This window comes from Allotamlana fucoidanivorans (assembly GCF_006265225.1).
GTDB lineage: Bacteria > Bacteroidota > Bacteroidia > Flavobacteriales > Flavobacteriaceae > Allotamlana > Allotamlana fucoidanivorans.
On record NZ_VDCS01000007.1, the window covers coordinates 201,896 to 227,277 of the forward strand.

The following is a 25,382-nucleotide window of genomic DNA, read 5'->3' on the forward strand; positions in this document are numbered from 1 at the left end:
AAAGGCAAATAGAGTCCTCAAACCCCTATTTGCCTAAAAAATATATGTACTTTAGGTATTCTCTTTAAAACCTATTATTCTTCATCATCTTTTCTAGAATCATCCTCTCCTTTGGCTACATGAGACGTCATCCTCTTTGAATCAAAACGCATGATACTTTGATAATCCCAACTGTTATAAACATGAGACAATCCCCAATCGAAAATTTTTGTTGGATTATCGTCCGGAACCTCAACAGTTCTATTTAAACCAATAGCATGAGGCATATTGGCTCCTTTGACTGCTCCACGAATTTCAAAGTTAATACCATCAGGAGACCATTGAAATGTATTTCTTTCTGGACCATCAGTAGTAATTAAAGAAGCTATTCCTCCCTGAGTTTTCCAAACAACTACTTCATGACCTGAATTTGATATAGGATTATACTTTGATTTAATGTATGGTCCTTTAGGGTTATCCGCGATAGCCACTCCATGACGAATTTGACGTCCGCCAAACAAGATTTCTTCTCCCATCTGCTCGCCTTTATAAAACAGGTAAAACTTTCCATTAAAAGGAAGAATACACGGATCATGTACCTTATGTGAATCAAAATCGCCCTTTTTCTCAACCAAAAATCGGTTCTGTTTAGTTCCTTTCCAAATACCATTATCTGCAGGTTGTAAAATAGGTTCTTCGCTCTTCGTCCATGGGCCATCAGGAGAATTTGACCATGCCAAACCAACCGTATTTTTCACTCTTACAGTGTAAGGTGACTTTACAGCTTGATAACACAAATAATACATATCTTCGTGTTTCATAATTTCAACAGTAAACACTGAACGATCATCATAAGCCCCCTTCTCTCCTCTTAATACTGCTGGTCCTTCTTCTTTCCAAGTCCATCCATCATCAGATGTGGCATACCAAATATCACATCTGTCCCAAGGAAACACTTTGTCATTCTCAACATCACCAGCAAAGCCTTGAGTAGGCCCCGTACTTTTAGAATACCAAACATAGTACTTTCCATTCTCTTTTATCATAGCTGAAGGATCTCTACGAACTACCCCTTCTTCATAAGCCAAATCTCCTTTTAAAGGTTTCATTGGATTAAAATCTCTGTACCAATCATTTTCAACATACTCCCATTGTAATGCTCTCTTTGATGCAGCACTTAAATATTCTCTATTAGTTATACCAAACCGGTCTAATTTTTCATCGGATACTTTCTCTTTATCTTCTTTTTGTTCATGATTACAATCTACCTTGTTGTTACAAGACAACAAACCTAAACTTACGCAAAACACTAATGCTTTTAATTGGTTATTCATTATTATTTTAATTGTTATTTTAAACTATTACTATACGCTACTATCAAAATACCCAACACCATACAAGCTAGACCAAAGTATAAAAACTTCTTTGCTTTTGATGATGCCTTAATCCACTCTTTTGTGATTATTCCACTTACTATTGCTGTGACCACACAAGCTGTATTAAAAATGGCGTAGCCCACACTTCCTCCTAATTCTTGACCTAATTTAAATGCAGAGTAAGCAAATACCACAGAAGCGGCAAAATTGAACACCCCCATTATTGATGTTAAAAAGATATTTTTTCCTAGGTAAGGCGTTCTAAATTTAGACCACAATTTTTTTGCTGAAAGTTGCTGAATAAAGTAAACGGCAATTGCCACCCCACCAGACATGTAAATAACATACATTACGGCTATGGCACTTTTCCAAGGGGCATTACCCTGAGCAAGCGCTGCTTCATTAATAACTTCTGCGCCATAAGAATTTGCAAAACTAAAACCTGTAGCCAATAACCCACCAACAACTGCAATTAAAATACCTGTAACCATTGATGTTTCTTTTTTAGCCAATTCAGATGACTCAGCTTGTTCTTCGTCCTTTTGGCGAAGAATACCTGCTCTACCATTGGCCATAACACCAATAAGTACCACAAACAATCCTCCAAGAATAGTAAGAAAAACATTAGTTTCTGGAACACCTTGAACAAAAAATGGAAGCAACGATCCCACCAAAATAACGGTTCCTATAAATATTGAAAACCCTAATGAAAGCCCTATGTAGTTAATAGCCTTACCCCACATCATTACACCAATACCCCATGCCACACTAGAGATAACCATACCCAGTAATACGTCACCAGGAATAGATTTAAGTACATCGGAAAAACCATCTATCAGCAAAAAGGCCGCAATATTGGGAACAACAAAGGTATTAATGGCAAAAAACATACTCCATGTGTTCTCAAACTCATAATCTTTTGTGAATTTTTCGGGCAATGCGTATAAACCCAGTAATAAACCTGCTAGAATAGCAAATAAAACGCCTGTAATCATAATAATATAGTTTTAGTTATTATTTATAATGGTTGTTTTTACCAATCAAATTTAAATATAGTTGTACTTTCAAAAGATTCACCTGCCTTGGTTATTGACTTTGGGGAATCTTCGATATTTGGTCCATTTTGATAACGATGAGTTTCACAGCAGAAGCCTCTATATTTGCCATATTGCTCTCCATTCTCTCTTTTTAACGCATCAGACGTATATTTGCCCGTATAAAGCAACATGCATGGTTCTGACGAATAAACGATTAATGAACGACCAGATGCATCCGATTTAATTTTTGCTACTTCCTGAACCTTAAATTCTGGGTTGTCAAAAACATAAAAATGTTCAAACCCGTCGCCCATAGCTTCATGTACATCACCTATAATTTTGCCTGTTCTTAAATCATCAACTTCATTTTCAATGGACAGTATTTCTCCTGTTGCAGCACCAGTATCGTCCATAGCATGTCGTTTGCTGGTATTTACCTGAGCAATATGACTCTCAACCGTATTTGAAAATGCATCTAGATTAAAATAGGTATGATTAGTTAGTGATAACGGTGTATCTTGATCTGGTATAGCATTATAATCTATTTTCAATGTATTATCTGAAGTCAGACTAAACACGACGATAACATCAACGTTTCCAGGAAAACCTTCTTCAAGATTGTTACTCTTTAAAGACATCTTAACACCATTTTCAAGTACTTCTGCTGTCCAGATGCGTTTATCAAAGCCAACAGCTCCACCATGCAAATTATTATCTCCACAATTTTTTTCTAGTTGATACACTTTACCGTTTAAGGAAAACTTGGCATCTTTTATTTGGGAACAATATCTGCCAATTGTTCCACCAAAATAGGGTGCATTTTCAACATACTCTTTTTCAAAATAGCCCTCTAAAGTATCAAAACCACAAGCGATATTTTGAATATCTCCATTTTTATTTGGAACTAAGATTGATGTAATGGTTGCCCCATAATTAGTTATTTTAATCTCAACTCCGTTTTCATTTTTCAACGTGAACAAGTCTATCTCTTGATCATTTAATGTTCCGAAATGCGTTTTGGTAATTGCCATATTTTAGTCTAGTTTTTTTATGTATATGTAATAAACTCCATAATTGGCTTCTTCCTCAATAAAATCAGCTTCCAACATGGTATGTCCTGTTTTAACATCAATTTCAAAAGCGACTTCTTCTGAATTCGCTTCAACTTCTTTTAAGTATTCTTTATCAAATATTTTTAATCGCACTTTTTCAGGTGAGATGGTTTGATAATCAAATTGATTATCTGGATTTTTGGCTGGAATACCAAGTATAAGCCCTGGGCATTCTATAGGCCACCTTCTGCAAGACACTTGATATTTTCCAGAAGTAGCAAATCCAACGGAATACTTATTGTTTTTGTTTTTTTTGCCTTGGGCAATTTGTGATTGTTTCCATACAGGAGTATCATTTCCAATGGCGTTTTGAATGGTTAACGTTGTAACCGCTTGTAGCAAACTACCGCAAATCTCAACAGGAAAATTTTGATAAGCGTCCTTTTGTTTTGCTTTAGCTATAAATTGTTCATTTTCTGCTATAAGCTCTTGTACTACCTCTGGAAATTGGCTTGAAACATCATTATTTTGTTTAGGATCTGCTTGAATATCATACAGCATGGTACCGTTTAAAAGACGCCAGTTACCTTTCATGATGCAGGCTTTTTTAGTAGAATGTGGTGGGCGCCAATCTTGATTATTATGAACAAAAACGGTTCTATTAGATACTACCTTCTCATCATTTTTTATGGCATTTGATAAATCAATCCCATCTAGATCTAAGTCTTCACTCAATGTAAAGCCACATAACCCCGATAACGTTGGGATTAAATCTACGTGTGAAGCTAAAATATTTAAATCTTTTCCGCCTTGAATTTTTCCGTTAGGCCATCTTATAAAAAATGGAACACGGTGGCCGCCTTCTTCAATATCACCCTTTCTTCCTTCAAACCCCTTGTTATAGCCTAAGTTTCCATCTTCACTGTACCCAAATTGACTTCCATTGTCTGTAGCGAAAACAACAATGGTATTCTCGATCAAATTATTGTCCTCAAGAAACTGGTTTAGCCTTCCCATATTTTCGTCAATATTGGCAATCATACCATAAAAATTGGCACTAGGTATTTCTTTCCCTTCCAAATCTTTATACGGCGCAGCGTAAGCCTCATCGACATTTAACGGATGGTGTGCAGCGTTAGTAGGCAGGTACACAAAAAACGGTTTTTCTTTATTGCGTTTGATAAACTTCATGGTTTCATCAAACCAAACATCGGTACAGTATCCTGAAAATTGCTGCTGTCTGTTATTGGCTAAATAAACATCATCAAAATAATCATTACCCCAATAATCGGTTATCTCACCAATACCCCCAAACTCATGATGAATAGCTTCCTGAAATCCCATATCAGTTGGGCGTGAGGGATAATTGTTGCCCAAATGCCATTTACCAAACATACCTGTTTGATACCCATTATCTTTAAAAATATCCGCAATCGTTTTCGTATTTTCATGCAAAGCAGCACGTCCTTTAAAAGTGGCCCAAGCTCCATTATTTATGGGGTATTGGCCAGTCATAAAAGCCGACCTTGTTGGCGTACAAACAGGACTCACATGAAAATCGGTAAGTCTTACAGATTCTGCATAAAAAGCATCAATATTAGGTGTTTTAAGCCACGGATTACCATGACAGCCTAAGTCACCTATACCTTGATCATCTGTAAGAATAAAAATAACATTAGGTTTTTCAATTTGTTCATTCGCTTGATTGCAGCCCCATACACATGACGCCACAATCAAGAAACAAACTATTATCTTAATTCTATATTTCATTTACTTTTCTTCAAAGGGCTTTAATTTTTCCCAATCAAAAATCACCCCAACACCTGGATAATCTGGAGCTACAGCTCTAAAATTCTCAACTACCAAAGGTCTTGTTGTATATTCATCAATAGGAAAACTATGCACCTCTAACCAGCCTGAATTTGGCTGTGAAGACACTAAACTCACATGCAGTTCTTGCATACCATGTGAACATGCTGGAATGCCATGCTTATCAGCAAGTCTTGCGGCGGCCAACCACCCTGTAACACCACCACAATTTGAGGCATCTGGTTGTACATAAGACAATTTTGCTTGATCCATAGCATATTCAAACTCATGAATGGTATGTAAATTTTCACCCATAGCTAATGGAAATCCTGTGGCATCAACTATTTCTCCGAAGCCTTTATAATTATCAGGAATAATTGGTTCTTCAAACCAGGTGATATCGTATTGCTTAAAGCCTTCAATAGCTTTTATAGCCTTCTCTACGGTCATGGAATAATTAGCATCTACCATAAAGGTTACATCAGGCCCTATATATTCTCTTACCGCTTTAATACGATCAAGGTCTTCTTGCAAATTATCTCTTCCTATTTTAATTTTAACGGCATTAAATCCACGTTCTAAGTAGCTTTTCATATTTCCTAAAAGCTTCTCTATAGGAAACATTAAATCAATACCCCCACAATAGGCTTTACAGGTATTTCCATGTCCACCAGCCATTTTCCATAAGGGCTGCCCTGCTTTTTTACAGCGTATATCCCACAAGGCAATATCAACAGCAGAAATAGCAAACGATGCGATTCCTCCACGGCCTACATAATGCACATGCCATTCTAGAAAGTCATAGATGCCTTCTACATCGGTACCATCTTTGCCTATAAGTACTTCAGAAAAATCATGCTCTACCATGGCTTTTATAGCAAAGCCTCCTTTTCCTCCTGTATACGTGTACCCTGTGCCTTCACTACCGTCTTCTAAAGTGATAGTAACCGTTACTAGTTCAAAATGATAATGATCACCATGCTTAGCATCAGACATTACTTCTGGTAAGGGCACCGTAAATAATCGTGTCTCAACTTTTGAAATTTTTGTACTCATAGCTTTTAAGCTTTGTGTCTGATATAAAATGTTTTCTTCTCTAAATACTGCTCAAACCCGTATTTACCATCTTCCCCTCCAGAACCAGAAAGTTTATAGCCATTATGAAATCCTTGGTGTTGTTCTCCATGACCTCTATTTACATAAATTTCCCCATATTCTAACTCATCATTACATTTCATGATGGTGTTCATGTCGTTGGTAAATACCATAGCAGCTAAACCATATTCGCAGTCATTAGCATACCCAATAACCTCTTCGAAAGTTTTGAATTTCAAAACTGGTAAAATTGGCCCGAAAGACTCCTCATGAACAATAGTCATATCTTGAGTAACATTAGTTAAAACTGTTGGTTCAAACCAATACCCTTTTTCGAATTCTGCTCCCTCTGGACGTTTTCCTCCGGCTGCAATTGTAGCGCCTTCTTTTACAGAAACTTCTACCAAATGCTCCATGTGTTTTAACTCATTAGCATTTACTTTTGGTCCCATATCTGTTTCCTCTAACATAGGATCACCAACCTTAATTTCTGCAACTTTTGCCAAGAATTTTTCCATAAACACATCATAGATATCTTCGTGGATGTACATACGTTCATTACAGGTACAAACTTGTCCGCAGTTATCAAAACGTGAATGTAACGCAGCATCAACAGCAGCATCAATATCGGCATCAGCAAAGGCAATAAATGGTGCTTTCCCGCCTAATTCTAACTGCACATGTGTTAAGTTATCTGCAGCTGCACGAGCAATACTTTGCCCTACAGGTGTAGAACCCGTCATAGTTATCATTTTAGTAATGGGGCTCTCTACTAAAGCATTACCCATAGCGCGGCCAGGGCCTGTTAAAATATTAATAACACCTTTAGGAATACCCACTTTATTAGCTAAATCTCCTAACTCTAAAGTAGCAATTGGCGTTTCTGAAGTAGGCTTAATCACAATAGTGTTTCCTGCAACCAGAGCTGGCCCTAATTTACGACCTGCCAACGCTAATGGGAAGTTCCAAGCAGTAATGGCTACTACTACCCCTTTAGGTATTTTTTGAATCCAGATTTGCTCATTAGGATTATCCGACGGTATAATATCGCCTTCAATTCTACGAGCCCCCTCTGCTGCGTACCTAATAAATGACGCTGTTACCGAAACCTCAAAACGAGCTACTTTTAAAAGTTTACCCTGCTCTTTTGTTAGTAATACTGCTAAACGCTCATTATTTGCGTCAATTTCGTCGGCTAATTTGTATAACAAATCTGCCCTATCTCTTGCTGGTAATTTTTTCCATTCTTTTTGAGCAGCCTCAGCAGCTTTTAAAGCTTCAATGGCCTCTTCTGCCGTACCATTTTGCACTCTTGCTACAACCTCTTCTGTTGATGGGCTTATGATATCTATTGTTTCGCCTGACGCCGAAGTCTTCCATTCTCCATTAATAAACAACTGGTATTCCTTAATTTCCGCCATATTTATAATTTTTTCTTTGTTTTCCTTTTTTGTTATTATCTTACTACTTATTGTGATTTATCCTTCTATATTCCGTCTTAATGATGACCTACACCTATATTGTATTGAACTAAAACGAACAGTACTAGAAGTTACCTTCCCATCCAGCCACCATCAACCAAAACGATAGATCCATTCATATAAGCCGCCGCTTCTGAAGCCAAGAATACAGTTGGACCAGCAAAATCTTCTGGTTCACCCCATCTACCAGCGGGAATTCTTGATAAAATAGACTCTGCTCTTACAGGATCATTCCTTAAAGCTTCTGTATTATCTGTTGAAATATATCCTGGTGCAATGGCATTTACATTTACACCTTTTCCTGCCCATTCGTTAGCAAAAGCCATTGTTAACTGACCAATAGCGCCCTTACTCGCCGCATAACCTGGAACAGTAATACCGCCTTGAAATGTTAACAATGAAGCTGTAAAAATAACTTTACCAGAACCCCTTGCAACCATGTCTCTACCAAACTCTCTTGTTAATATGAATTGTGCATTTTGGTTTACTTCAATAACTTTATCCCACATGTCATCTGGGTGTTCTGCTGCTGGTGTTCTTAAAATAGTTCCTGCATTATTTACCAAAATATCTATTTGAGGATGATTCTTTTTAACTTCTGCAATAAATGCATAAAGGGATTTACGATCCGAAAAATCACATTGATACGCCGTAAACGCTTTACCTGTAGCCTGTACCGCTTTTTCAACATCACTTCCTGTTTTTTCTAAGGAAGCCGAAACACCAATAATATTAGCACCTGCCTCGGCTAAACCAACTGCCATAGCTTTACCAATACCTCGTTTACACCCTGTAACCAATGCTGTTTTTCCTTCTAAACTGAATTTATTTAAGATACTCATTCTTATTAATTTAAATTATTTGTTATTGATTAATGGCTGTAGGTTTTTCATTAGTTTTAAATTATTACAACTAAAAACCATCAACCACAAACGCTATTTTTAAAGTTGACAATCCATTAAGACCTTCATACCATCAGGATTATTATCAATGTTTTCAAATACTTGCTGAATGTTTGATAACGGTTGAACATCTGTTATCATATCTTCAAATGGTAGTTCATTTGCAGTTATTAATGCGATTGATTTTTCGTAATCTTCCTTCTCATAAACACGTGCCCCAATTAATTTTAACTCTTTCCAGAAGAATTTAAATAAGTTAACTGGTTTTGGCTGTCCATGAATAGCCACCATTACAATGCGTCCTCTAATACCTGCCACCTCTGTCATAACATCTAAAGCGGGTTGTACACCAGCTACTTCAAAAACAACATCAGCTAACCTACCTTCTGTTTTTGAACGCACATATTCTACCAAATCAACATCAACAGGACTTACCGCTTCAAGCCCCATAGATTTTGCCTTTTCAATTCTTGTAGGATTTACTTCAGAAATAATAACCTGAGCCCCAGCTTCTTTAGCCACCATAGCTACAAGTAACCCTATTGGACCTCCACCTAAAACCACCGCAGTTTCTCCGGCTTTAAGATCACTTAAACGCACGTCATGAGCAGCCACCGACAACGGCTCAATAAGTGCCGCTAATTTTAAATCTGTAGTCTCCTTTAATTTATGCAAAGTAAACGCTGGAACATTCCAATACTGCTGCATGGCACCTGGACTATCAATACCAATAAACTTTAATTCTTCACAAATGTGATTAAACCCTTTATCGGAAGCCTTAGCCTTTCTATCATCTAGCGGCCTCACTACTATTTTATCTCCAACATTAAAACCATCAACACCTTCTCCAACAGCATCAATTACTCCAGACATTTCATGACCAATAGTCTCCGGAATATTAACGCGCTTATCCATCATACCGTGATATATATGGACATCTGTTCCACACACACCTACATATGCTACTTTAATTCTTACTTCGCCTTTACCCGGCGATTCAATCTCTTTTTCAATTACCGAGAAGGTCTTATTACCCTCATACTGCGTTGCTTTCATAAAAAATTATCTATTAGTTTCAAATAAGAAACAAGTTTGCTATTTGGAACAAATATATGATTTTCCCTTAAAAAAATAGTTGAAAATCAACATTTTTTTTTGTACAACAAACTAACCCTATGGTTAAAACACCATAAGGTCAAGAATTCATAAAAAATAATGATTTGAAATCTAGCGCTGGGTATACCCTAATTTTGTAGAGATTTCAAGAGCATATTTTGCTACAATATTCCCTTTAATTGGAAAATCTTCATGAGGCAACCTACCATGAGGTGCTGTAATCCACAAAGCAGCAACAGGATACCCATATTCATTAAATACCGGCGCACCAATACAATGAATACCTTTTATATCTTCACCGTTATCAATAGCATAACCGTTTTCAAATATTTCTTTCAATTGCTCTCTAAAAACCTTTCTGGAAACAATGGTATTTTTAGTGTATTTAGTAAAACTCATTGTTCTTATTATATTACCTGCTTCTTCTTTGGGTAAAAATGCCAAAACCGACTTCCCTCCAACAGAGGTATGAAGATTAAATTGGGTTCCTGGCTCCACAAATAATTTTACAGAATATGATGATGGCACCTGCTCTAAAATGGTTCCTTTATTGCCTAAAATAACCCCAAGCATAACCGACTCCTTCAATTCATCTCGAAGCGCCCGCATAACATCAATAGAAGACTCGACTAAACTTTGCTCATTAAGTGATGAAATACCAAGGGTTAACATCTTTCTAGACAATGTTATCTTTTTGGTGGTTTCGTTTTTCTGAAGGTAATTTTTAAAAATTAAGGTACTTGTAATCCTAAAAGCACTTGACTTAGAAATCTCTAAAGTATCAATGATTTCTGACAAAGTGAGTCCTTTTTTATGAACCGATAGAAGCTCTATAATTTGTAGTCCACGTTCTAAATTAGGTACATTATAGGTAGATTTTCCCTCTCCTTTTTCCTGACTCATTGGTTTAGTGTTTTAGTTTCACAAAAATAGAATTATTTTTTAATTCTATTTTAATTAATGACTTAAACAAAAAAGCCTGAGTATAAAACCCAAGCTTTTCCAGTGACCGCGAAGGGATTCGAACCCCCAACCCTCAGAGCCGAAATCTGATATTCTATCCAGTTGAACTACGCAGCCTTATGTTTTTATACAAATTGCATCAAGCTAATTTTTGTCTCACTATGGTAGAAATTGTTTTTCCATCAGCCTGTCCTGCTAACTCTTTACTAACAATCCCCATAACTTTCCCCATATCTTTCATGCCTTCAGCACCAATTTGACCTATAGTTGCTACAACAACTTTTTCAATCTCTTCCTCTGATAAAGCTTCGGGCAAAAACTGCTCAATAACCTTGGCCTCAGCCAATTCTGGCTCTGCTAAATCTTCTCTTCCTTGCTCTAGGTAAACAGCCGCACTATCACGTCTTTGTTTTACCTGTTTTTGGAGAATTTTTAATTCTTGTTCTTCAGTTAATTCTTCTTTAGCACCACTTTCTGTTTGCGCTAATAATATTGCTGATTTTACTGCTCTTAATGCCGTTAAAGCCGTTTGATTTTTAGACTTCATTGCTTCTTTTAAAGCAGACATTACCTCTTGTTGTAAACTCATCTCCTATTTTTTTAGTACGCGAATATAAAAATAAAAAGCCTTACTCTCACAAGACTTCAACTGTAATTTTACACAATAAAACCCAAAAAGTCTTGACCAACTTTATGGGTTTTAGTGTACACAAAGGTTACAACACCTTCTTTTTAATCTACATTATCATGCAAAAAAGAATTATTACTTCTTAATTGAATATCATCATTATCATCTAGCCCAACACTTGTTCTTGATATGTTATTCGTTTCAGAAGAATGTTTTGCTTCATTCAAATTCACTCCCTGACGCTTATAGGCAGGGACTCTTTCTATATCATCAATTTTTGCATTGTTGAATTTATAATTAAAATCCTTCATTTTTCTCCTACGCTCCTCTGCTCTATCTTTTAATAGCTCTGAGATAGGTGAATTCATAGGATCAATTTCTTCCGTTTGTTCTTCCGAAACTGAGGTATTCAACACCTTCTTCTCAAAAACAACATCTGGCTCAACATCGTCTAAAAACTTGCTCGAGTTATCTTTCTTCTTTCTATTTAAAGAATCTGATTCTGCATAATCATCAAGTGCATAACGTACTTCTCCATTTTTACTAGATTCCGTTACGGTAACAACCTCAACATAATCATTCACCGGTATGTCTTTTACCTCACTATCATCTGTTAATTTGTGAGCAATAACATCGTCCTTGTCTTCATTATTTTCACTGGTAGAATGAATAGGCATATCAAACGTAAGTGTGATTTGCTTTTCTTCCTCTATATAATCTGAAACCACTTCAACATCGGTTAAGTCGTCAATATCAGATGACATTCTAGTTACTGGCTTAATAATAAAATCGTCCTCCTCTTCAATACTTGATGACACTTCTTTATAAATCACATCCATATTTTTAATAATCTCAGATGTTGGAATGATATTAAAATTTGTTGACGATGCTTCTTTCTCCTTTTTTGAGACTACAGGCTTATCATCATCTTCTGAATCTAACTCTAAAGTATGACGCACTACTGGTGGTTCTTTTTTCTCCTCCAATTCAATTATTGGAGCAATAATTACAGGCTCCTTTTCTACCGCTTTTGCTTCTGGATCCTCACCTAAAACATGCCTAACCTTTTTTGTTTCAGTATTAGAAATCTCATCCTGTTGTTCAATATTAAAACCCGTAGCAATGATAGTTACGGCAATAGACTCTTCTAAGGCTTCATCTTCACCAACCCCCATAATGATATTTGCACCATGACCTGCTTCATTTTGAATATGATCATTGATTTCTCCTATTTCATCAATAGTAATCTCTTGAGTACCAGAAACAATTAGCAGCAATACATTTTTAGCTCCTGTAATTTTATTATCATTTAACAACGGAGAATCTAAGGCTTTACGAATAGCATCCTGAGCTCTGTTTTGACCTGACGCTAAAGATGACCCCATAATGGCTGTTCCACTATTACTCAAAACCGTTTTAGCGTCACGTAAATCTATGTTTTGTGTATAGTGATGTGTAATAACTTCGGCTATACCTCTGGCAGCGGTTGATAATACTTCATCTGCTTTTGAGAACCCGGCTTTAAACCCAAGATTTCCATATACTTCACGAAGTTTATTATTATTAATTACAATTAATGAATCAACAACGCTTCTTAGTTTTTCAATACCTTTTTGAGATTGCTCAATACGCATCCTTCCTTCAAACTGAAATGGCATAGTCACAATACCTACTGTTAGAATATCTTTTTCTTTAGCCATTCTAGCAATTATTGGTGCTGCTCCCGTTCCTGTTCCACCACCCATGCCTGCGGTAATAAAAACCATTTTGGTATTAGTATCAAGCATTTGTGCAATTTCTTCAACGCTTTCTACTGCTGATTGCTCACCAATATCTGGGTTTGCTCCTGCTCCTAAGCCCTCGGTTAAATGAACACCTAATTGTATTTTATTAGGCACGCCACTATTTTCTAAGGCTTGTGAGTCTGTGTTACAGATATAAAAATCTACACCTTTAATACCTTGTTGAAACATGTGGTTAATAGCATTGCTACCGCCACCGCCAACTCCAATAACTTTAATAACATTTGACTTGTTTTTAGGAAGATCAAATGAAATATTTGTTTCGAATTCTTTGTTGCTGCTCATAAATTCTGTTTTACTGGGGTTTGTTTTATTTGTACTTTATTCTTTAGTTCAATGGTTCTAAAATATTATTCTTGAAAACGCTTACTTAAAACGATCTACTCAAATACTTACTCAGCATTATCTAGAAAGTCTTTTAGGCGTTCCGTTAATTTATCTAAAAACGAACGTCTCTCTCTAGGAGGTTGCTCTGTGATTTTTGGCTCATTTGAAGCCTGTGCACCTTGCTGCTCTCCAGTTCCTCCATGCTCCTCCTGTATTGGTTTTTCTTCAACTTTTCTGCGCTCTTGTCTTTTTAAACCATCTAAAACCAAGCCAACTGCCGTTGCATACAACGGACTAGTAATTTCACCATCACTATCGCCCGCTAAGTGTTCGTTTGGATATCCTATTCTGGTATCCATTCCTGTGATGTACTCCACCAACTGTTTTAAATGCTTCAACTGACTTCCGCCACCAGTTAACACAATACCTGCTATTAATTTCTTCTTTTGTTCTTCATGACCGTAGTTTTTGATTTCAACAAAAACTTGCTCAACGATTTCAACAACACGTGCATGAATAATCTTTGATAAGTTCTTTAAGGTGATTTCTTTGGGTTCCCGCCCTCTTAAACCTGGGATTGAAACAATTTCATTATCCTTATTTTCTCCAGGCCATGCTGAGCCGAATTTAATTTTTAGTAATTCAGCTTGCTTTTCAATGATAGAACACCCTTCTTTTATATCTTCGGTAATCACATTACCTCCAAATGGAATTACCGCTGTATGACGGATGATACCATCTCTAAAAATGGCCAAATCTGTTGTACCACCACCTATATCTATTAAAGCAACACCCGCTTCTTTTTCTTCCTGACTCAATACCGCATTGGCTGAAGCTAAAGGCTCTAGGGTTATGCCTTCTAAATTCAACCCTGAACTCTTTACACAACGCCCAATATTTCTAATAGAAGATACCTGCCCTACAACGACATGAAAATTGGCTTCCAACCTGCCTCCGTACATCCCAATTGGCTCCTTAATTTCGGCTTGCCCATCAACCTTATATTCTTGCGGAAGTACATGAATAATTTCTTCTCCGGGCAACATCACCAATTTGTGTACCTGATTTATGAGTTTATCTATATCATCATCATCAATCACCGTTTCTGAATCCGCTCTAGTAATATAATCACTGTGTTGCAAACTTCTTATATGCTGACCTGCAATACCAACAGTAGCTTCATCAATTTTCATATCGGCCACCGCTTCTGCCTCTTGTACTGCTTGTTGTATAGATTGAATGGTTTGTGTAATATTATTTACAACACCACGGTGTACGCCTAAACTTTTAGATTTTCCTATACCTAAAATTTCAACCTTGCCGTAATCATTTTTACGACCAATCATTGCCACTATTTTAGTGGTTCCTATGTCTAATCCTACTGCTAAATTATGCTCCATAGCTTAAATTTTGGTACCTATTACTTGATTTTCAAACTGCAAATTTACTTTACTATAATTGTTCAGCGTCTTATCTTTTAAATTTTTCTTATAAAAAGCTTTAAGATTATTCACTTTTTTATCTAGATAGTATAAATCTCCTATTTCTACATTAAAATCACACCGCCTTAATCTCAGAAAAAACTTTCCTTTTATATCTTGATGAATCTCTATTACATGCTTTTTTAAAAAATCATCATCCTGCACTTTTCGAGCTATTTGATAGATGTTTTTTAAATCATTCTTTTCAACATAACCAGTAACTAGGGGAACTCTTGCAGCATAATTTCTTGATAATGGCATAAACTTTCCTTCGTCATCGATATAATAAGATGCATTTGTACTTACTCTTGCGACAGGTGTTTTTTGCTCTACTTCAGCATTAAGTGTACCATTAACAGCAACATACACTTCTGCAGTTTTGATCATTGGGTTAGACTTGAGGGCATTCTCTAATTCATTCAAATCTAAAGTTTCTTTGGACACCTTTTTAGTTCCTTCAAAATTTTGTATTAACAATTTACTAACAGCCTCATTTGTAATGAAAAGGTTGTTTTCTCCAACAAACGTAACCTTAGGATTTGAGATGGACCTTTCTTCATTTCTCGCTGAGGCAAACGCAAACAAAAACACTGTTATTACTAACAGTAACAGCATTTTTATAACATTCCAATTAACTTGCAAGACTTAATCCTTGTTTTAAATGTTTAACTTCTTCTCCTATATCACCAGCCCCTAAGGTTAAAATAACCTGCGCATCACTTTTTAGCACTTCTGTCAATAGATTTTCCTTATCTATTAACGCCCTGTGCTTAAGGGACATTTTATCTAATAGCAATTGTGAACTCACCCCTTCTATTGGCAGTTCTCTTGCCGGATAAATATCTAGTAACAAAACCTCATCAAACTGCGACAGACTAGAAGCAAAACCATCAATAAAATCACGCGTTCTACTGAATAAATGCGGCTGAAAAACAGCAAGCACCTTTTTATTTGGATACATTTCTCTTACGGCTTGATGCACGGCATTAATTTCCTCTGGATGATGTGCATAATCATCAATATAAACCAAATCATCTGTCTTTATTTGATATGAAAATCTTCGTTTCACACCCTTATAAGACGCTAAAGCTTTGGCGAGCTGTTTGTGCGGGCAACCATATTCAACAGCCATCGCCAAGGCTATAAGTGCATTAGACAGATTATGTCTACCTGGTAGGTTAAATTCTATATCTTTAAGTGCTGTTTTTGGCGTTTTCACATCAAAAACATACGCACCATTTTCTATTTTTATATTTTGAATACTATAATCTGAATCATCTTCAATACCATAGGTAATACCCTGCAAAGGCAATCCGTTTTTCACGAATAATTTTCCATTTGGCTTTATTTTCTTTGAAAATGCTTCAAACGATTTTATTAACTCACTGGCATCACCATATATATCAAGATGGTCTGCATCCATAGATGTAATACAAGCTAAGTTAGGCGATAAGGTTAAAAATGACCTATCAAACTCATCCGCTTCTACAACTGAAACTTCAGCACCATTTAATATTAAGTTAGAATTGTAATTTTCACTGATGCCACCTAAAAAAGCAGTTAAAGGCACATCACACACGTTTAACAAATGCCCTAAAATACTAGTTGTTGTGGTTTTTCCGTGTGTTCCAGCAACAGCCAAACAATACATGTTTTCAGTAATTATTCCTAAAACCTGTGATCGTTTTAAAACTTGAAATCCTTGCGCTTTTAAATGATTTAACTCTACATGATTTTCAGGAACAGCAGGCGTATAAACCACTAAGGTTGATAGCTTATCAAGGCACCATTGTGGAATATTTTCAACGGCATCTTCAAAATGAATTTGAATTCCAAAATCTATCAAGCTTTGGGTTATTTCTGTTTTCGTTTTGTCATAACCAGCCACATGCTTACCTAGCATGCTAAAATAACGTGCCAAAGCACTCATTCCTATCCCGCCAATTCCAACAAAATAAACGTTATGTATATTTTTTAAATTCATTCTTTATCTTTCAAAAGCTTTTCAACTTCGTCTGCTATATCTTTAGTTGCATTAACTAACGCTAATTTTTTAATGTTTTCTTTTAACAAAGCTTGTTTTTCACCTGAAGCCAATACCTGAGCAAACTTATTTTCAAAATCGGCATCTAAATCCTCCTCCTTAATCATTAAAGCGGCATTTTTATCAACAATGGCTTGTGCATTTTTTGTCTGATGATCTTCAGCCACATTAGGTGAGGGAATAAAAATGACAGGTTTCCCAACAATACATAATTCTGATACCGAACTGGCTCCCGCTCTTGATATAATGATATCGGCCGCAGCATAGGCCAAATCCATAGTATTTAAAAACTCATACACCTGTACATTCTTGGTATGATTGTATATTTTATACTGCTGATAATACAGTTTACCACACTGCCAAATAATTTGAACATTCTGCATATCAAAAAAGTCTAATTCCTTTTCAATAAGCTGGTTTATGCGCCTTGACCCCAAACTACCCCCAATAACCAACAACGTGTGCTTACCATGATTAAGCTTGAAAAAATCCTTAGCTTTTATGGTTTTTGAATCGATTTGCAACAACCCCTGACGCACTGGATTTCCTGTTTTTACAATCTTATCAGCAGGAAAAAATCGCTCCAACCCATTATAAGCCACACATATTTTATTTGCTTTTTTTGACAACAATTTATTTGTAATACCAGGATAAGAATTTTGCTCTTGAATTAAGGTAGGTATGTTTTGAGAAGCTGCAACATGCAACAATGGACCACTAGCAAAACCACCCGTACCAATAGCCACATCGGGTTTAAATGCTTTTATTATTTTTCTTGCCGCCATTAAACTACTGATAACTTTAACCGGAAAACTCAAGTTTTTGAGCGTTAGTTGACGCTGAATTCCAGAGATCCAAAGCCCTTTTATTTCAAACCCTGCCTGAGGCACCTTTTCCATTTCCATTCTCCCTTTTGCCCCAACAAATAAAAACTCAGCCTCAGGAAAACGAGATTTTAGTTCCATAGCAATGGCTATAGCAGGATAAATATGACCTCCTGTTCCTCCTCCCGATAATATAATCTTATAGTTCTTCATTTAAATGGTTTCAGATAGGATTTCTAACGGGTTTTCATCCCTTAATTCTTGCTCTTTTATTTCTTCACGTTTTGCACTTACACTTAAAATGATGCCAACCGCCAAGCAGGTCATCCAAATTGATGTTCCTCCACTACTTATTAATGGTAATGTTTGTCCTGTAACTGGAAACAATTCAACTGCTACAGCCATATTAATTAATGCCTGAAACACAATAGGCAACCCCAAACCAAACACTAACAATTTACCAAAAACAGTTTCCGACTTTTGAGCTACAATAACAATTCTAAAAAGCAGCCACAGATATAAAACCATAACCATAAAGCCGCCTAACAAACCATATTCTTCAATGATTATGGCAAAAATAAAATCTGAAGAAGATTGCGGTAAAAAGTTCTTTTGTAAGCTTTTCCCTGGCCCTAAACCCCAAATTTCTCCTGTAGCGATTGCTATTTTTGCCTTTTCAATTTGATAATCCTCTTCTGTATCTTCTGAATCTGCAAAACTTTCAATTCGTCCCATCCACGTATCTACCCTATTAGGCATGGCATCAGGAAATGCTTTAGCTGTTAAAATAAAAAGAGTTAACACCACAACACCCGAACCAATTATTACCGCTAAATATTTTAACGGATACCCTCCTAAAAACACCAACATGGTAACCATTAAAAAAATAATAGCCGCTGTAGAAAAGTTAGCCGGAAGTATTAATATCAGTACTAAAAACACCGGAAACCAAAGCGGCAAAATAGATTCTTTAAAAGTGATGGTTTTATCCTGAATTTTAGACATATATCGAGCTACGTACACCATCAACACCACCGCTGCCAAAGTAGACGTTTGAAATGACATACCAACAAAAGGGATTTGAATCCAACGACTTGCATTGGCGCCTTCAATTTTTGTGCCTTGCATCATGGTTAGCGTTAACAACACCAAAACCACAGGAATCATAATTAATGACAACCCTTTAAAATATCTGTATGGAATTTTATGTACCCCATACATAATGGCAAAACCCAAAACAAGATGCACAAAGTGTTTTACAAAAAATGCAAATGTATTACTACCACCACCTCTGTATGCCAAGTTACTGGCAGCACTATACACAGGCAGAAAGGACAATATAGCCAATAAGGCCACAATAGCCCAAATTAACCTATCTCCTTTTATGTTTTTAAATACTGTTTGCATCCGTTATTTTGCTACAAATTTCTTACTGCATTTTTAAATTGCCTTCCGCGGTCTTCATAATTCTCAAACAAATCAAAACTAGCACATGCCGGCGACAGCAGTACATTATCACCAGACTCAGCCAATTTATAAGCTATCTTCACAGCCTCACTCATAAACTGAGTTTCCACAATAACATCAACCATGTTACCAAACGTACTCATTAACTTTTCATTATCAACACCAAGACAAATGATGGCTTTTACTTTTTCATTAACAAAGGAAAATAACTCTTCATAATTGTTACCTTTATCAACACCACCAACAATCCAAACCGTAGGCGCATCCATACTTTCTAAGGCATAATACGTTGCATTTACGTTTGTTGCTTTTGAATCGTTTATATATTGCACTTTATTAATTTTAAGCACATGCTCCAAACGATGCTCTACACCCTGAAAATTCTCTAAACTTTCACGTATAGTTTGCTTTCTTATTTTAAGCAAGTGTGCCACAGTAGAAGCTGCCATTGCATTCTTTACATTGTGCTTTCCTTCTAATGTCATGTTTGATATTGGCATAATTATTTTATTGTTATTAATTGTTATTATAATTTTATTATCGTCAAAATATGCACCATTTTCAACGGGTGTAACCAATGAAAATGGCAATAATGTAGATTGAACTGGATTTGTTTTTAAATGATTCACTATAACCGTATCATCTGCATCATAAATCAAATAATCATCTGCTGTTTGATTCATGGCAATTCTGAATTTTGAATTGATATAATTTTCAAACTCATAGTTATACCTATCTAAATGATCTGGAGTGATATTAGTAATAACCGCTACTTTTGGTTTAAAATCTTTTATATCATCTAATTGAAAACTACTTATCTCTAAAACATAGTTTTCATAATCATGTTCTAGAATTTGCTTCGCAAAACTATCCCCAATATTTCCTGCCAATCCCACATTCAACTCTGTGTTCAATAAATGATGTGTTAGCGTTGCCGTAGTAGTTTTACCATTACTACCTGTAATCCCTATAATGGTAGCATCTGTAAAATGTGATGCAAATTCGATTTCTGAAACAACCGTAATCCCCTGTTCTCGAATTTGTTTCACCAAAGCCACCTTATCTGGAATCCCTGGACTTTTCATCACAACATCGGTATTTAATATCCGTGATATTGTATGATTTTCATCCTCCCATTCAATCTCATTATGTATAAGAACTTGTTTATAATTTTCTTTTATTGTTCCTTTATCCGAAACAAAAACATCATAACCTTTTGCCTTACCTAGAAGAGCGGTTCCTACACCACTTTCACCTCCACCAAGAACAACCAATCGTTTCATTTATCGTATTTTCAAGGTCACAATTGTCACAATAGCTAACAAAATACCTACAATCCAGAATCTAGTAACAATTTTACTCTCATGATATCCTAATTTTTGATAATGGTGATGCAAAGGTGCCATTTTGAAAATTCGTCGCCCATCTCCATATTTTTTCTTGGTATACTTAAACCAGCTTACTTGCAGCACCACGGATAGATTCTCCGCTAAAAAAATGCCACACAATACTGGAATTAACCACTCCTTTCTAACAGCTATCGCTATTACCGCTATAATTCCCCCAATAGTTAAACTTCCTGTATCTCCCATAAACACTTGAGCAGGATAGGTGTTATACCATAAAAACCCAACTAAAGCTCCTACAAACGCCGCAATATAAATAGTGATTTCCTCTACGCGAGGTATATACATAATATTTAAATAATCTGAGAAAATAATATTACCCGATACCCAAGCAAATATTCCTAACGTTAGCACTATTATAGCCGAAGTTCCAGCCGCTAAACCATCAATACCATCGGTTAAATTAGCCCCATTTGAAACGGCCGTAATAATAAAAATAGCCACTAGAATAAATATAACCCAGGCATATTTTTTCAAATCGGGGTTTATCCATGTGATTAAATTAGCATAATCAAATTCATTATTCTTAACAAACGGAATGGTGGTTTTAGTACTTTTTTCTTCTGCCGAAAATAGTTTGGACGACTCGACCTTAGGGTTCTCTGTAAGTATTTTTTGTTGCTCTACAAAAGGCAAGTTTTCTTTTAGAGTAACATCGGGATGAAAAAACAAAGTTGCTCCTACAATAATACCTAAACCAACCTGACCAAGCACCTTAAATCTTCCTTTTAAACCTTCTTTATCGTTTTTAAATTTCTTAATATAATCATCAATGAAACCTATAGCCCCCATCCATAGTGTTGTAACAATCAACAAGACGATATAGATATTCTCAAGTTTTGCGAATAGAAATACAGGGATTAATGTGGCTAAAATAATAATAAGTCCACCCATGGTTGGCGTTCCCGCTTTTTCTTTTTGCCCTTCAAGTCCTAGATCGCGGATTGTTTCTCCTACTTGTTGTTTTTGTAAAAAACGAATAATTCTTTTACCGTAAATGGTTGAGAATAATAGCGAAAAGATCATAGCCAAAGCCGCTCTAAAGGTGATAAACCCAAAAAGCGATGCACCTGGAAATTTAAATTGCGATTCTAAATATTCAAATAAATAATAGAGCATTTACTTCTGTAATTGTTTTAAAAGTTCTTTTACTATTTTAAAATCATCAAAATCAAAGCATTCTCCTTTAATTTCCTGATAGGTTTCATGTCCTTTACCCGCAATCAAAATAATATCATGAGGTTGCGCCATTTGACAGGCGGCTTTTATGGCTTGTTTTCTGTCTTCAATTGTAAGTGTTTTTTTAAAATTCTGAGGCTCAACACCAGCTTCTATTTCATCAAGTATAACTTTAGGATTTTCGCTTCGCGGATTATCACTTGTAAAAACAACTTTTGTACTTAAAGACGCTGCTATTTTCCCCATGACAGGTCGCTTCGTCTTATCACGATCGCCACCACACCCCACCACGGTGATTAACTCCTCATTTTTGGTTCTGATACTATTAATGGTTTCCAGTACATTTTTCAAAGCATCAGGGGTATGTGCATAATCAACAATGGCAGTGATCTTCTCATTAGAAACAAGATATTGAAAACGACCACTTACACTTTCCAAATCACTTATTAACCTTAAAATTTCAACACGTTCTAATCCTAGCAAATCGGCGGTTGCATAAATTGCTAAAACATTATAGGCATTAAAATGACCTATAAGCTTAGTCCAAACCTCACTATCATTTACTTTAAGCAACAAGCCCCCAAATTGATTTTCTAAAATCTGAGCCTTATAATCTGCATACTGTTTTAAAGCATAGGTGTACTTTCTAGCCTTAGTGTTTTGCAACATAACGAGACCATTTTTATCATCAACATTAGATAAGGCAAAAGCACTTTTAGGAAGCTCATCAAAAAAAGTCTTTTTTACATCTCTGTATTCTGCAAAGGTGTTATGATAATCTAGATGATCATGTGACAGATTGGTAAAAATTCCGCCCTCAAAACGCAATCCTTTTGTTCTATACTGATGAATACCGTGCGAACTCACTTCCATAAAACAAAACTCTACACCTTCATCATTCATCTTCTTTAAATACTTATTAATCGTCAGAGAATCTGGCGTAGTATGCGTCGCTTTAAACTCTTTATCATCAACCATAATTTTTACAGTTGACAATAAGCCCACCTTATAGCCCGCCTTTTTAAATAATTGATAGAGCAAACTAGCTACCGTAGTTTTACCATTTGTTCCAGTAACTCCAACAAGTTTTAAGTTTTCAGACGGGTTTTCATAATAATTGGCCGCAACAACCGCAAGAGCTTTACTTGAATTATCAACTTCAATATAGGTGACTCCTTCAACGATTTCCTTTGGTATTTCTTCACAAATTACAGCAACAGCACCACCACAAATAGCCGTTTTAATAAAGTCATGACCATCTGACACCAAACCACGTATCGCTACAAAAAGATCTCCTTTATTTATAAGTCTGGAATCAAACGCAATAGCGCGTGTACGCACAGTAGTACTTCCTACCACAGCGTTGATAGTCACTTTATATAATATATCTTTTAACTGCATCAAGAGGCTCTTAAAACTATGGTTTGATTATTTTTTAACTTGGTATTTTTATCAATAGACTGCGCTCGCACCACCCCATTCCCATCTAACTTCACTTTAACATCAACCTGCATATTCTCCAACAATACAACAGCATCCATAGCAGGCATCCCAACCACATTAGGCATAATGGTTTTATAGGTTTGAGCCACTTTATAAAAGTCTTCAAACTCATTCTCTACTGTTGCCACTTTCACATCTAGAGAGGTTACTTGATCTATTAAAGGTGTATCTGTATATATTTTTTTTGCAATTCTTTTAAATACAGGCCCCGAAACATCAGCCCCATAATACCCTATTCCCTTTTCTGGTTCATGAATGACAACTATACATGAATACTTAGGGTTATCTGCAGGAAAATACCCTGCAAATGATGAAATATAATTTAGCTTCTCTTTGTTCCTATAATCTTTTTGACAAGTTCCTGTTTTACCTGCCATTGAAAAGTTTTTAGAATACAAACGATGCCCTGTACCATGGTCTTTTTCAACAACTCCTTTAAGCAAACTCTGCAACTTACTAATAGTTTCTTTTGAGCAGACTTGTTCATTTATCACTTCTCTTTCAAATGTCTCTACTACTCTATCAAACTCTCTAACTTCTCTTAAAAATCGTGGTTTAACCATAACCCCATCATTAGCAACAGCATTGTAAAAAGTTAAGGTTTGCAGTGGCGTAAAAGACACACCATAACCGTAAGCCATCCATTGCAAAGCAATACCACTCCACCTACCGTTTTTTACACGAGGATCTGGAATAATAGGTTTAGGCTCACCAATTATTGGCAAATCTAAATCCTTATGCAAGTTCATCTCATATAGCTGATCTACAAACTTTTCAGGCTTCTTTTTGTAAGCCTTATCAATTACCTTTACAATACCTGTATTTGAAGACACTTCAAAAGCCTTTGAAACAGAAATTTTACCATACCCTCCATGTTTAGAATCGCGTACTTTCTTACCATAGAAACTTATTTCTCCTTTTTCTGTATCCACCACATCACTTGTATCTGCCAACTTATGCTCAAAAACAGCTGCAAGCGCCATTAACTTAAATGTTGATCCAGATTCATGACTTTCACCAACAGCATAGTTTAAGCGCTCATAGTATGTTCCATTCTTATTTCTACCAAGATTAGAAATCGCTCTGATTTCTCCTGTTTTAGTTTCCATAACCACTACACAGCCATGATCTGCCTTGTACTTTTCTAACTGTTCTAACAAAGCATGATGCGCAATATCCTGAACATTTACATCAATAGTTGTATAGACATCATATCCATCTTTTGGTTCCACTTCATTAGCATCGTTTAAAGGCTTCCACTGTCCGTTCCCAATTTTCTGTTTTTTACGCTTCCCGTCAACGCCACGCAAATACTTCACACCAAAAGCTCCATCAATACCTGGTCTGGTTACATTGCCTTTATCATCAATACGCTCATAACCAATAGTTCTTTGCGCAATACCCCCCATAGGGTGCTCCCGCTTTGTTGTTTGCTCAACAATTAAGCCACCTTTAAACGCTCCCTGATTTAATAATGGAAAATTTCGAATTCGTACATAATCAGAATACCCTATATTTCTTGCGATAAGATAATATCTGTTTTTATTAGCTCTAGCTCGCCTTAATTGCCTTTCTATTTTAGCTGAAGACCTACCTGAATACTCAGCGAGCGAATCTGCCAATCCTTTAACATGCTTCTCGAATGTTTTTTTCGAAGACGTTATAGCATCAAACCTTATATCATATTTAGGAATTGAAGTAGCCAATAAATTGCCATTCACAGAGTAAACATTTCCTCGATTTGCGGGAATAATCACATCTTTTACCACGCGCTTTGTAGCTAATGCTTTATACTTTTCACCATGAACAAACTGAATACTCAATAGCTTAAACACCACAGCAATACCAAAGATGAACATACATCCTGCTATAAAATACAAACGGTTCAATATGTCTTTTTCTTTCACTGCC

At 36.1% G+C, this 25,382-nt stretch carries 20 protein-coding genes and 1 tRNA gene; all 21 read right to left on the bottom strand.

Annotated elements, in window-relative coordinates:
* Nucleotides 1–74 precede the first annotated feature (74 nt).
* The 21 genes from FGF67_RS08630 to FGF67_RS08730 all read right to left on the bottom strand — a co-directional run bounded on the left by FGF67_RS08630 (nt 75) and on the right by FGF67_RS08730 (nt 25,330).
* Nucleotides 75–1,313, bottom strand: a complete 1,239-nt coding sequence (locus FGF67_RS08630; RefSeq protein WP_139696771.1) for a glycoside hydrolase family 117 protein — start codon at nt 1,311–1,313, stop codon at nt 75–77.
* 14 nt (nt 1,314–1,327) lie between these two features.
* Nucleotides 1,328–2,350, bottom strand: a complete 1,023-nt coding sequence (locus FGF67_RS08635; protein WP_139696773.1) for an L-rhamnose/proton symporter RhaT — start codon at nt 2,348–2,350, stop codon at nt 1,328–1,330.
* 38 nt (nt 2,351–2,388) lie between these two features.
* Nucleotides 2,389–3,423, bottom strand: a complete 1,035-nt coding sequence (locus FGF67_RS08640; protein WP_139696775.1) for an aldose epimerase family protein — start codon at nt 3,421–3,423, stop codon at nt 2,389–2,391.
* Between the two features lie 3 nt (nt 3,424–3,426).
* A complete protein-coding gene (locus FGF67_RS08645; protein ID WP_139696778.1) occupies nt 3,427–5,214 on the bottom strand; it encodes an arylsulfatase in 1,788 nt (595 codons plus the stop codon).
* Nucleotides 5,215–6,309, bottom strand: a complete 1,095-nt coding sequence (locus FGF67_RS08650) for a mandelate racemase/muconate lactonizing enzyme family protein (protein WP_139696780.1) — start codon at nt 6,307–6,309, stop codon at nt 5,215–5,217.
* Nucleotides 6,310–6,314: 5 nt separating this feature from the next.
* Entirely contained in the window at nt 6,315–7,769 is a 1,455-nt protein-coding gene (aldA, locus tag FGF67_RS08655; protein ID WP_139696781.1) for an aldehyde dehydrogenase, read from the bottom strand.
* Between the two features lie 131 nt (nt 7,770–7,900).
* On the bottom strand, nt 7,901–8,665 hold the full coding sequence (locus FGF67_RS08660; protein WP_199240675.1) for an SDR family NAD(P)-dependent oxidoreductase: 765 nt from the start codon (nt 8,663–8,665) through the stop codon (nt 7,901–7,903).
* Nucleotides 8,666–8,770: 105 nt separating this feature from the next.
* A complete protein-coding gene (locus tag FGF67_RS08665) occupies nt 8,771–9,787 on the bottom strand; it encodes a zinc-dependent alcohol dehydrogenase (RefSeq protein WP_139696786.1) in 1,017 nt (338 codons plus the stop codon).
* A 171-nt stretch (nt 9,788–9,958) separates the two neighbouring features.
* Nucleotides 9,959–10,750 carry an IclR family transcriptional regulator gene (locus FGF67_RS08670; protein ID WP_139696788.1) on the bottom strand — a complete coding sequence of 264 codons (792 nt, stop codon included), beginning with the start codon at nt 10,748–10,750 and terminating at the stop codon, nt 9,959–9,961.
* A 103-nt stretch (nt 10,751–10,853) separates the two neighbouring features.
* Nucleotides 10,854–10,927: transfer RNA gene (locus tag FGF67_RS08675), tRNA-Arg, on the bottom strand.
* 22 nt (nt 10,928–10,949) lie between these two features.
* Nucleotides 10,950–11,399 (bottom strand): GatB/YqeY domain-containing protein, encoded by a 450-nt coding sequence (locus FGF67_RS08680; RefSeq protein ID WP_139696791.1) that lies wholly within the window; start codon nt 11,397–11,399, stop codon nt 10,950–10,952.
* A 143-nt stretch (nt 11,400–11,542) separates the two neighbouring features.
* A complete protein-coding gene (ftsZ, locus tag FGF67_RS08685) occupies nt 11,543–13,525 on the bottom strand; it encodes a cell division protein FtsZ (RefSeq protein ID WP_139696792.1) in 1,983 nt (660 codons plus the stop codon).
* Nucleotides 13,526–13,632: 107 nt separating this feature from the next.
* Nucleotides 13,633–14,967, bottom strand: a complete 1,335-nt coding sequence (gene ftsA, locus FGF67_RS08690) for a cell division protein FtsA (RefSeq protein ID WP_139696794.1) — start codon at nt 14,965–14,967, stop codon at nt 13,633–13,635.
* A gap of 3 nt (nt 14,968–14,970) precedes the next feature.
* Nucleotides 14,971–15,663, bottom strand: a complete 693-nt coding sequence (locus FGF67_RS08695) for a cell division protein FtsQ/DivIB (protein ID WP_317128545.1) — start codon at nt 15,661–15,663, stop codon at nt 14,971–14,973.
* A gap of 16 nt (nt 15,664–15,679) precedes the next feature.
* On the bottom strand, nt 15,680–17,032 hold the full coding sequence (gene murC, locus FGF67_RS08700; RefSeq protein ID WP_139696798.1) for a UDP-N-acetylmuramate--L-alanine ligase: 1,353 nt from the start codon (nt 17,030–17,032) through the stop codon (nt 15,680–15,682).
* Nucleotides 17,029–18,129, bottom strand: a complete 1,101-nt coding sequence (murG, locus tag FGF67_RS08705; RefSeq protein ID WP_139696800.1) for an undecaprenyldiphospho-muramoylpentapeptide beta-N-acetylglucosaminyltransferase — start codon at nt 18,127–18,129, stop codon at nt 17,029–17,031. Before murG ends, murC begins: the two co-directional genes overlap by 4 nt.
* Nucleotides 18,130–19,323, bottom strand: coding sequence for an FtsW/RodA/SpoVE family cell cycle protein (locus FGF67_RS08710; protein ID WP_139696802.1), 1,194 nt, complete (start codon nt 19,321–19,323; stop codon nt 18,130–18,132).
* Nucleotides 19,324–19,334: 11 nt separating this feature from the next.
* The gene (gene murD / locus FGF67_RS08715; RefSeq protein WP_139696804.1) at nt 19,335–20,666 is read right to left on the bottom strand and encodes a UDP-N-acetylmuramoyl-L-alanine--D-glutamate ligase; all 1,332 of its coding nucleotides are present in this window, start codon (nt 20,664–20,666) and stop codon (nt 19,335–19,337) included.
* Nucleotides 20,667–21,908 carry a phospho-N-acetylmuramoyl-pentapeptide-transferase gene (gene mraY / locus FGF67_RS08720; RefSeq protein WP_139696806.1) on the bottom strand — a complete coding sequence of 414 codons (1,242 nt, stop codon included), beginning with the start codon at nt 21,906–21,908 and terminating at the stop codon, nt 20,667–20,669. It abuts the gene before it with no gap.
* On the bottom strand, nt 21,909–23,372 hold the full coding sequence (locus FGF67_RS08725; RefSeq protein ID WP_139696807.1) for a UDP-N-acetylmuramoyl-L-alanyl-D-glutamate--2,6-diaminopimelate ligase: 1,464 nt from the start codon (nt 23,370–23,372) through the stop codon (nt 21,909–21,911).
* Nucleotides 23,369–25,330, bottom strand: coding sequence for a penicillin-binding protein (locus tag FGF67_RS08730; RefSeq protein ID WP_139696866.1), 1,962 nt, complete (start codon nt 25,328–25,330; stop codon nt 23,369–23,371). The genes FGF67_RS08725 and FGF67_RS08730 overlap by 4 nt, the downstream gene beginning before the upstream one ends.
* Between the last annotated feature and the right edge of the window lie 52 nt (nt 25,331–25,382).

Bases quoted from the DNA above. Each gene is read 5' to 3' on its own strand.
- FGF67_RS08630 (WP_139696771.1), bottom strand. From the start codon at position 1,313: ATGAATAACCAATTAAAAGCATTAGTGTTTTGCGTAAGTTTAGGTTTG.
- FGF67_RS08635 (WP_139696773.1), bottom strand. From the start codon at position 2,350: ATGATTACAGGCGTTTTATTTGCTATTCTAGCAGGTTTATTACTGGGT.
- FGF67_RS08640 (WP_139696775.1), bottom strand. From the start codon at position 3,423: ATGGCAATTACCAAAACGCATTTCGGAACATTAAATGATCAAGAGATA.
- FGF67_RS08645 (WP_139696778.1), bottom strand. From the start codon at position 5,214: ATGAAATATAGAATTAAGATAATAGTTTGTTTCTTGATTGTGGCGTCA.
- FGF67_RS08650 (WP_139696780.1), bottom strand. From the start codon at position 6,309: ATGAGTACAAAAATTTCAAAAGTTGAGACACGATTATTTACGGTGCCC.
- aldA (WP_139696781.1), bottom strand. From the start codon at position 7,769: ATGGCGGAAATTAAGGAATACCAGTTGTTTATTAATGGAGAATGGAAG.
- FGF67_RS08665 (WP_139696786.1), bottom strand. From the start codon at position 9,787: ATGAAAGCAACGCAGTATGAGGGTAATAAGACCTTCTCGGTAATTGAA.
- FGF67_RS08670 (WP_139696788.1), bottom strand. From the start codon at position 10,750: ATGAGTCAGGAAAAAGGAGAGGGAAAATCTACCTATAATGTACCTAAT.
- FGF67_RS08680 (WP_139696791.1), bottom strand. From the start codon at position 11,399: ATGAGTTTACAACAAGAGGTAATGTCTGCTTTAAAAGAAGCAATGAAG.
- ftsZ (WP_139696792.1), bottom strand. From the start codon at position 13,525: ATGAGCAGCAACAAAGAATTCGAAACAAATATTTCATTTGATCTTCCT.
- ftsA (WP_139696794.1), bottom strand. From the start codon at position 14,967: ATGGAGCATAATTTAGCAGTAGGATTAGACATAGGAACCACTAAAATA.
- FGF67_RS08695 (WP_317128545.1), bottom strand. From the start codon at position 15,663: ATGCTGTTACTGTTAGTAATAACAGTGTTTTTGTTTGCGTTTGCCTCA.
- murC (WP_139696798.1), bottom strand. From the start codon at position 17,032: ATGAATTTAAAAAATATACATAACGTTTATTTTGTTGGAATTGGCGGG.
- murG (WP_139696800.1), bottom strand. From the start codon at position 18,129: ATGAAGAACTATAAGATTATATTATCGGGAGGAGGAACAGGAGGTCAT.
- FGF67_RS08710 (WP_139696802.1), bottom strand. From the start codon at position 19,323: ATGCAAACAGTATTTAAAAACATAAAAGGAGATAGGTTAATTTGGGCT.
- murD (WP_139696804.1), bottom strand. From the start codon at position 20,666: ATGAAACGATTGGTTGTTCTTGGTGGAGGTGAAAGTGGTGTAGGAACC.
- mraY (WP_139696806.1), bottom strand. From the start codon at position 21,908: ATGCTCTATTATTTATTTGAATATTTAGAATCGCAATTTAAATTTCCA.
- FGF67_RS08730 (WP_139696866.1), bottom strand. From the start codon at position 25,330: ATGTTCATCTTTGGTATTGCTGTGGTGTTTAAGCTATTGAGTATTCAG.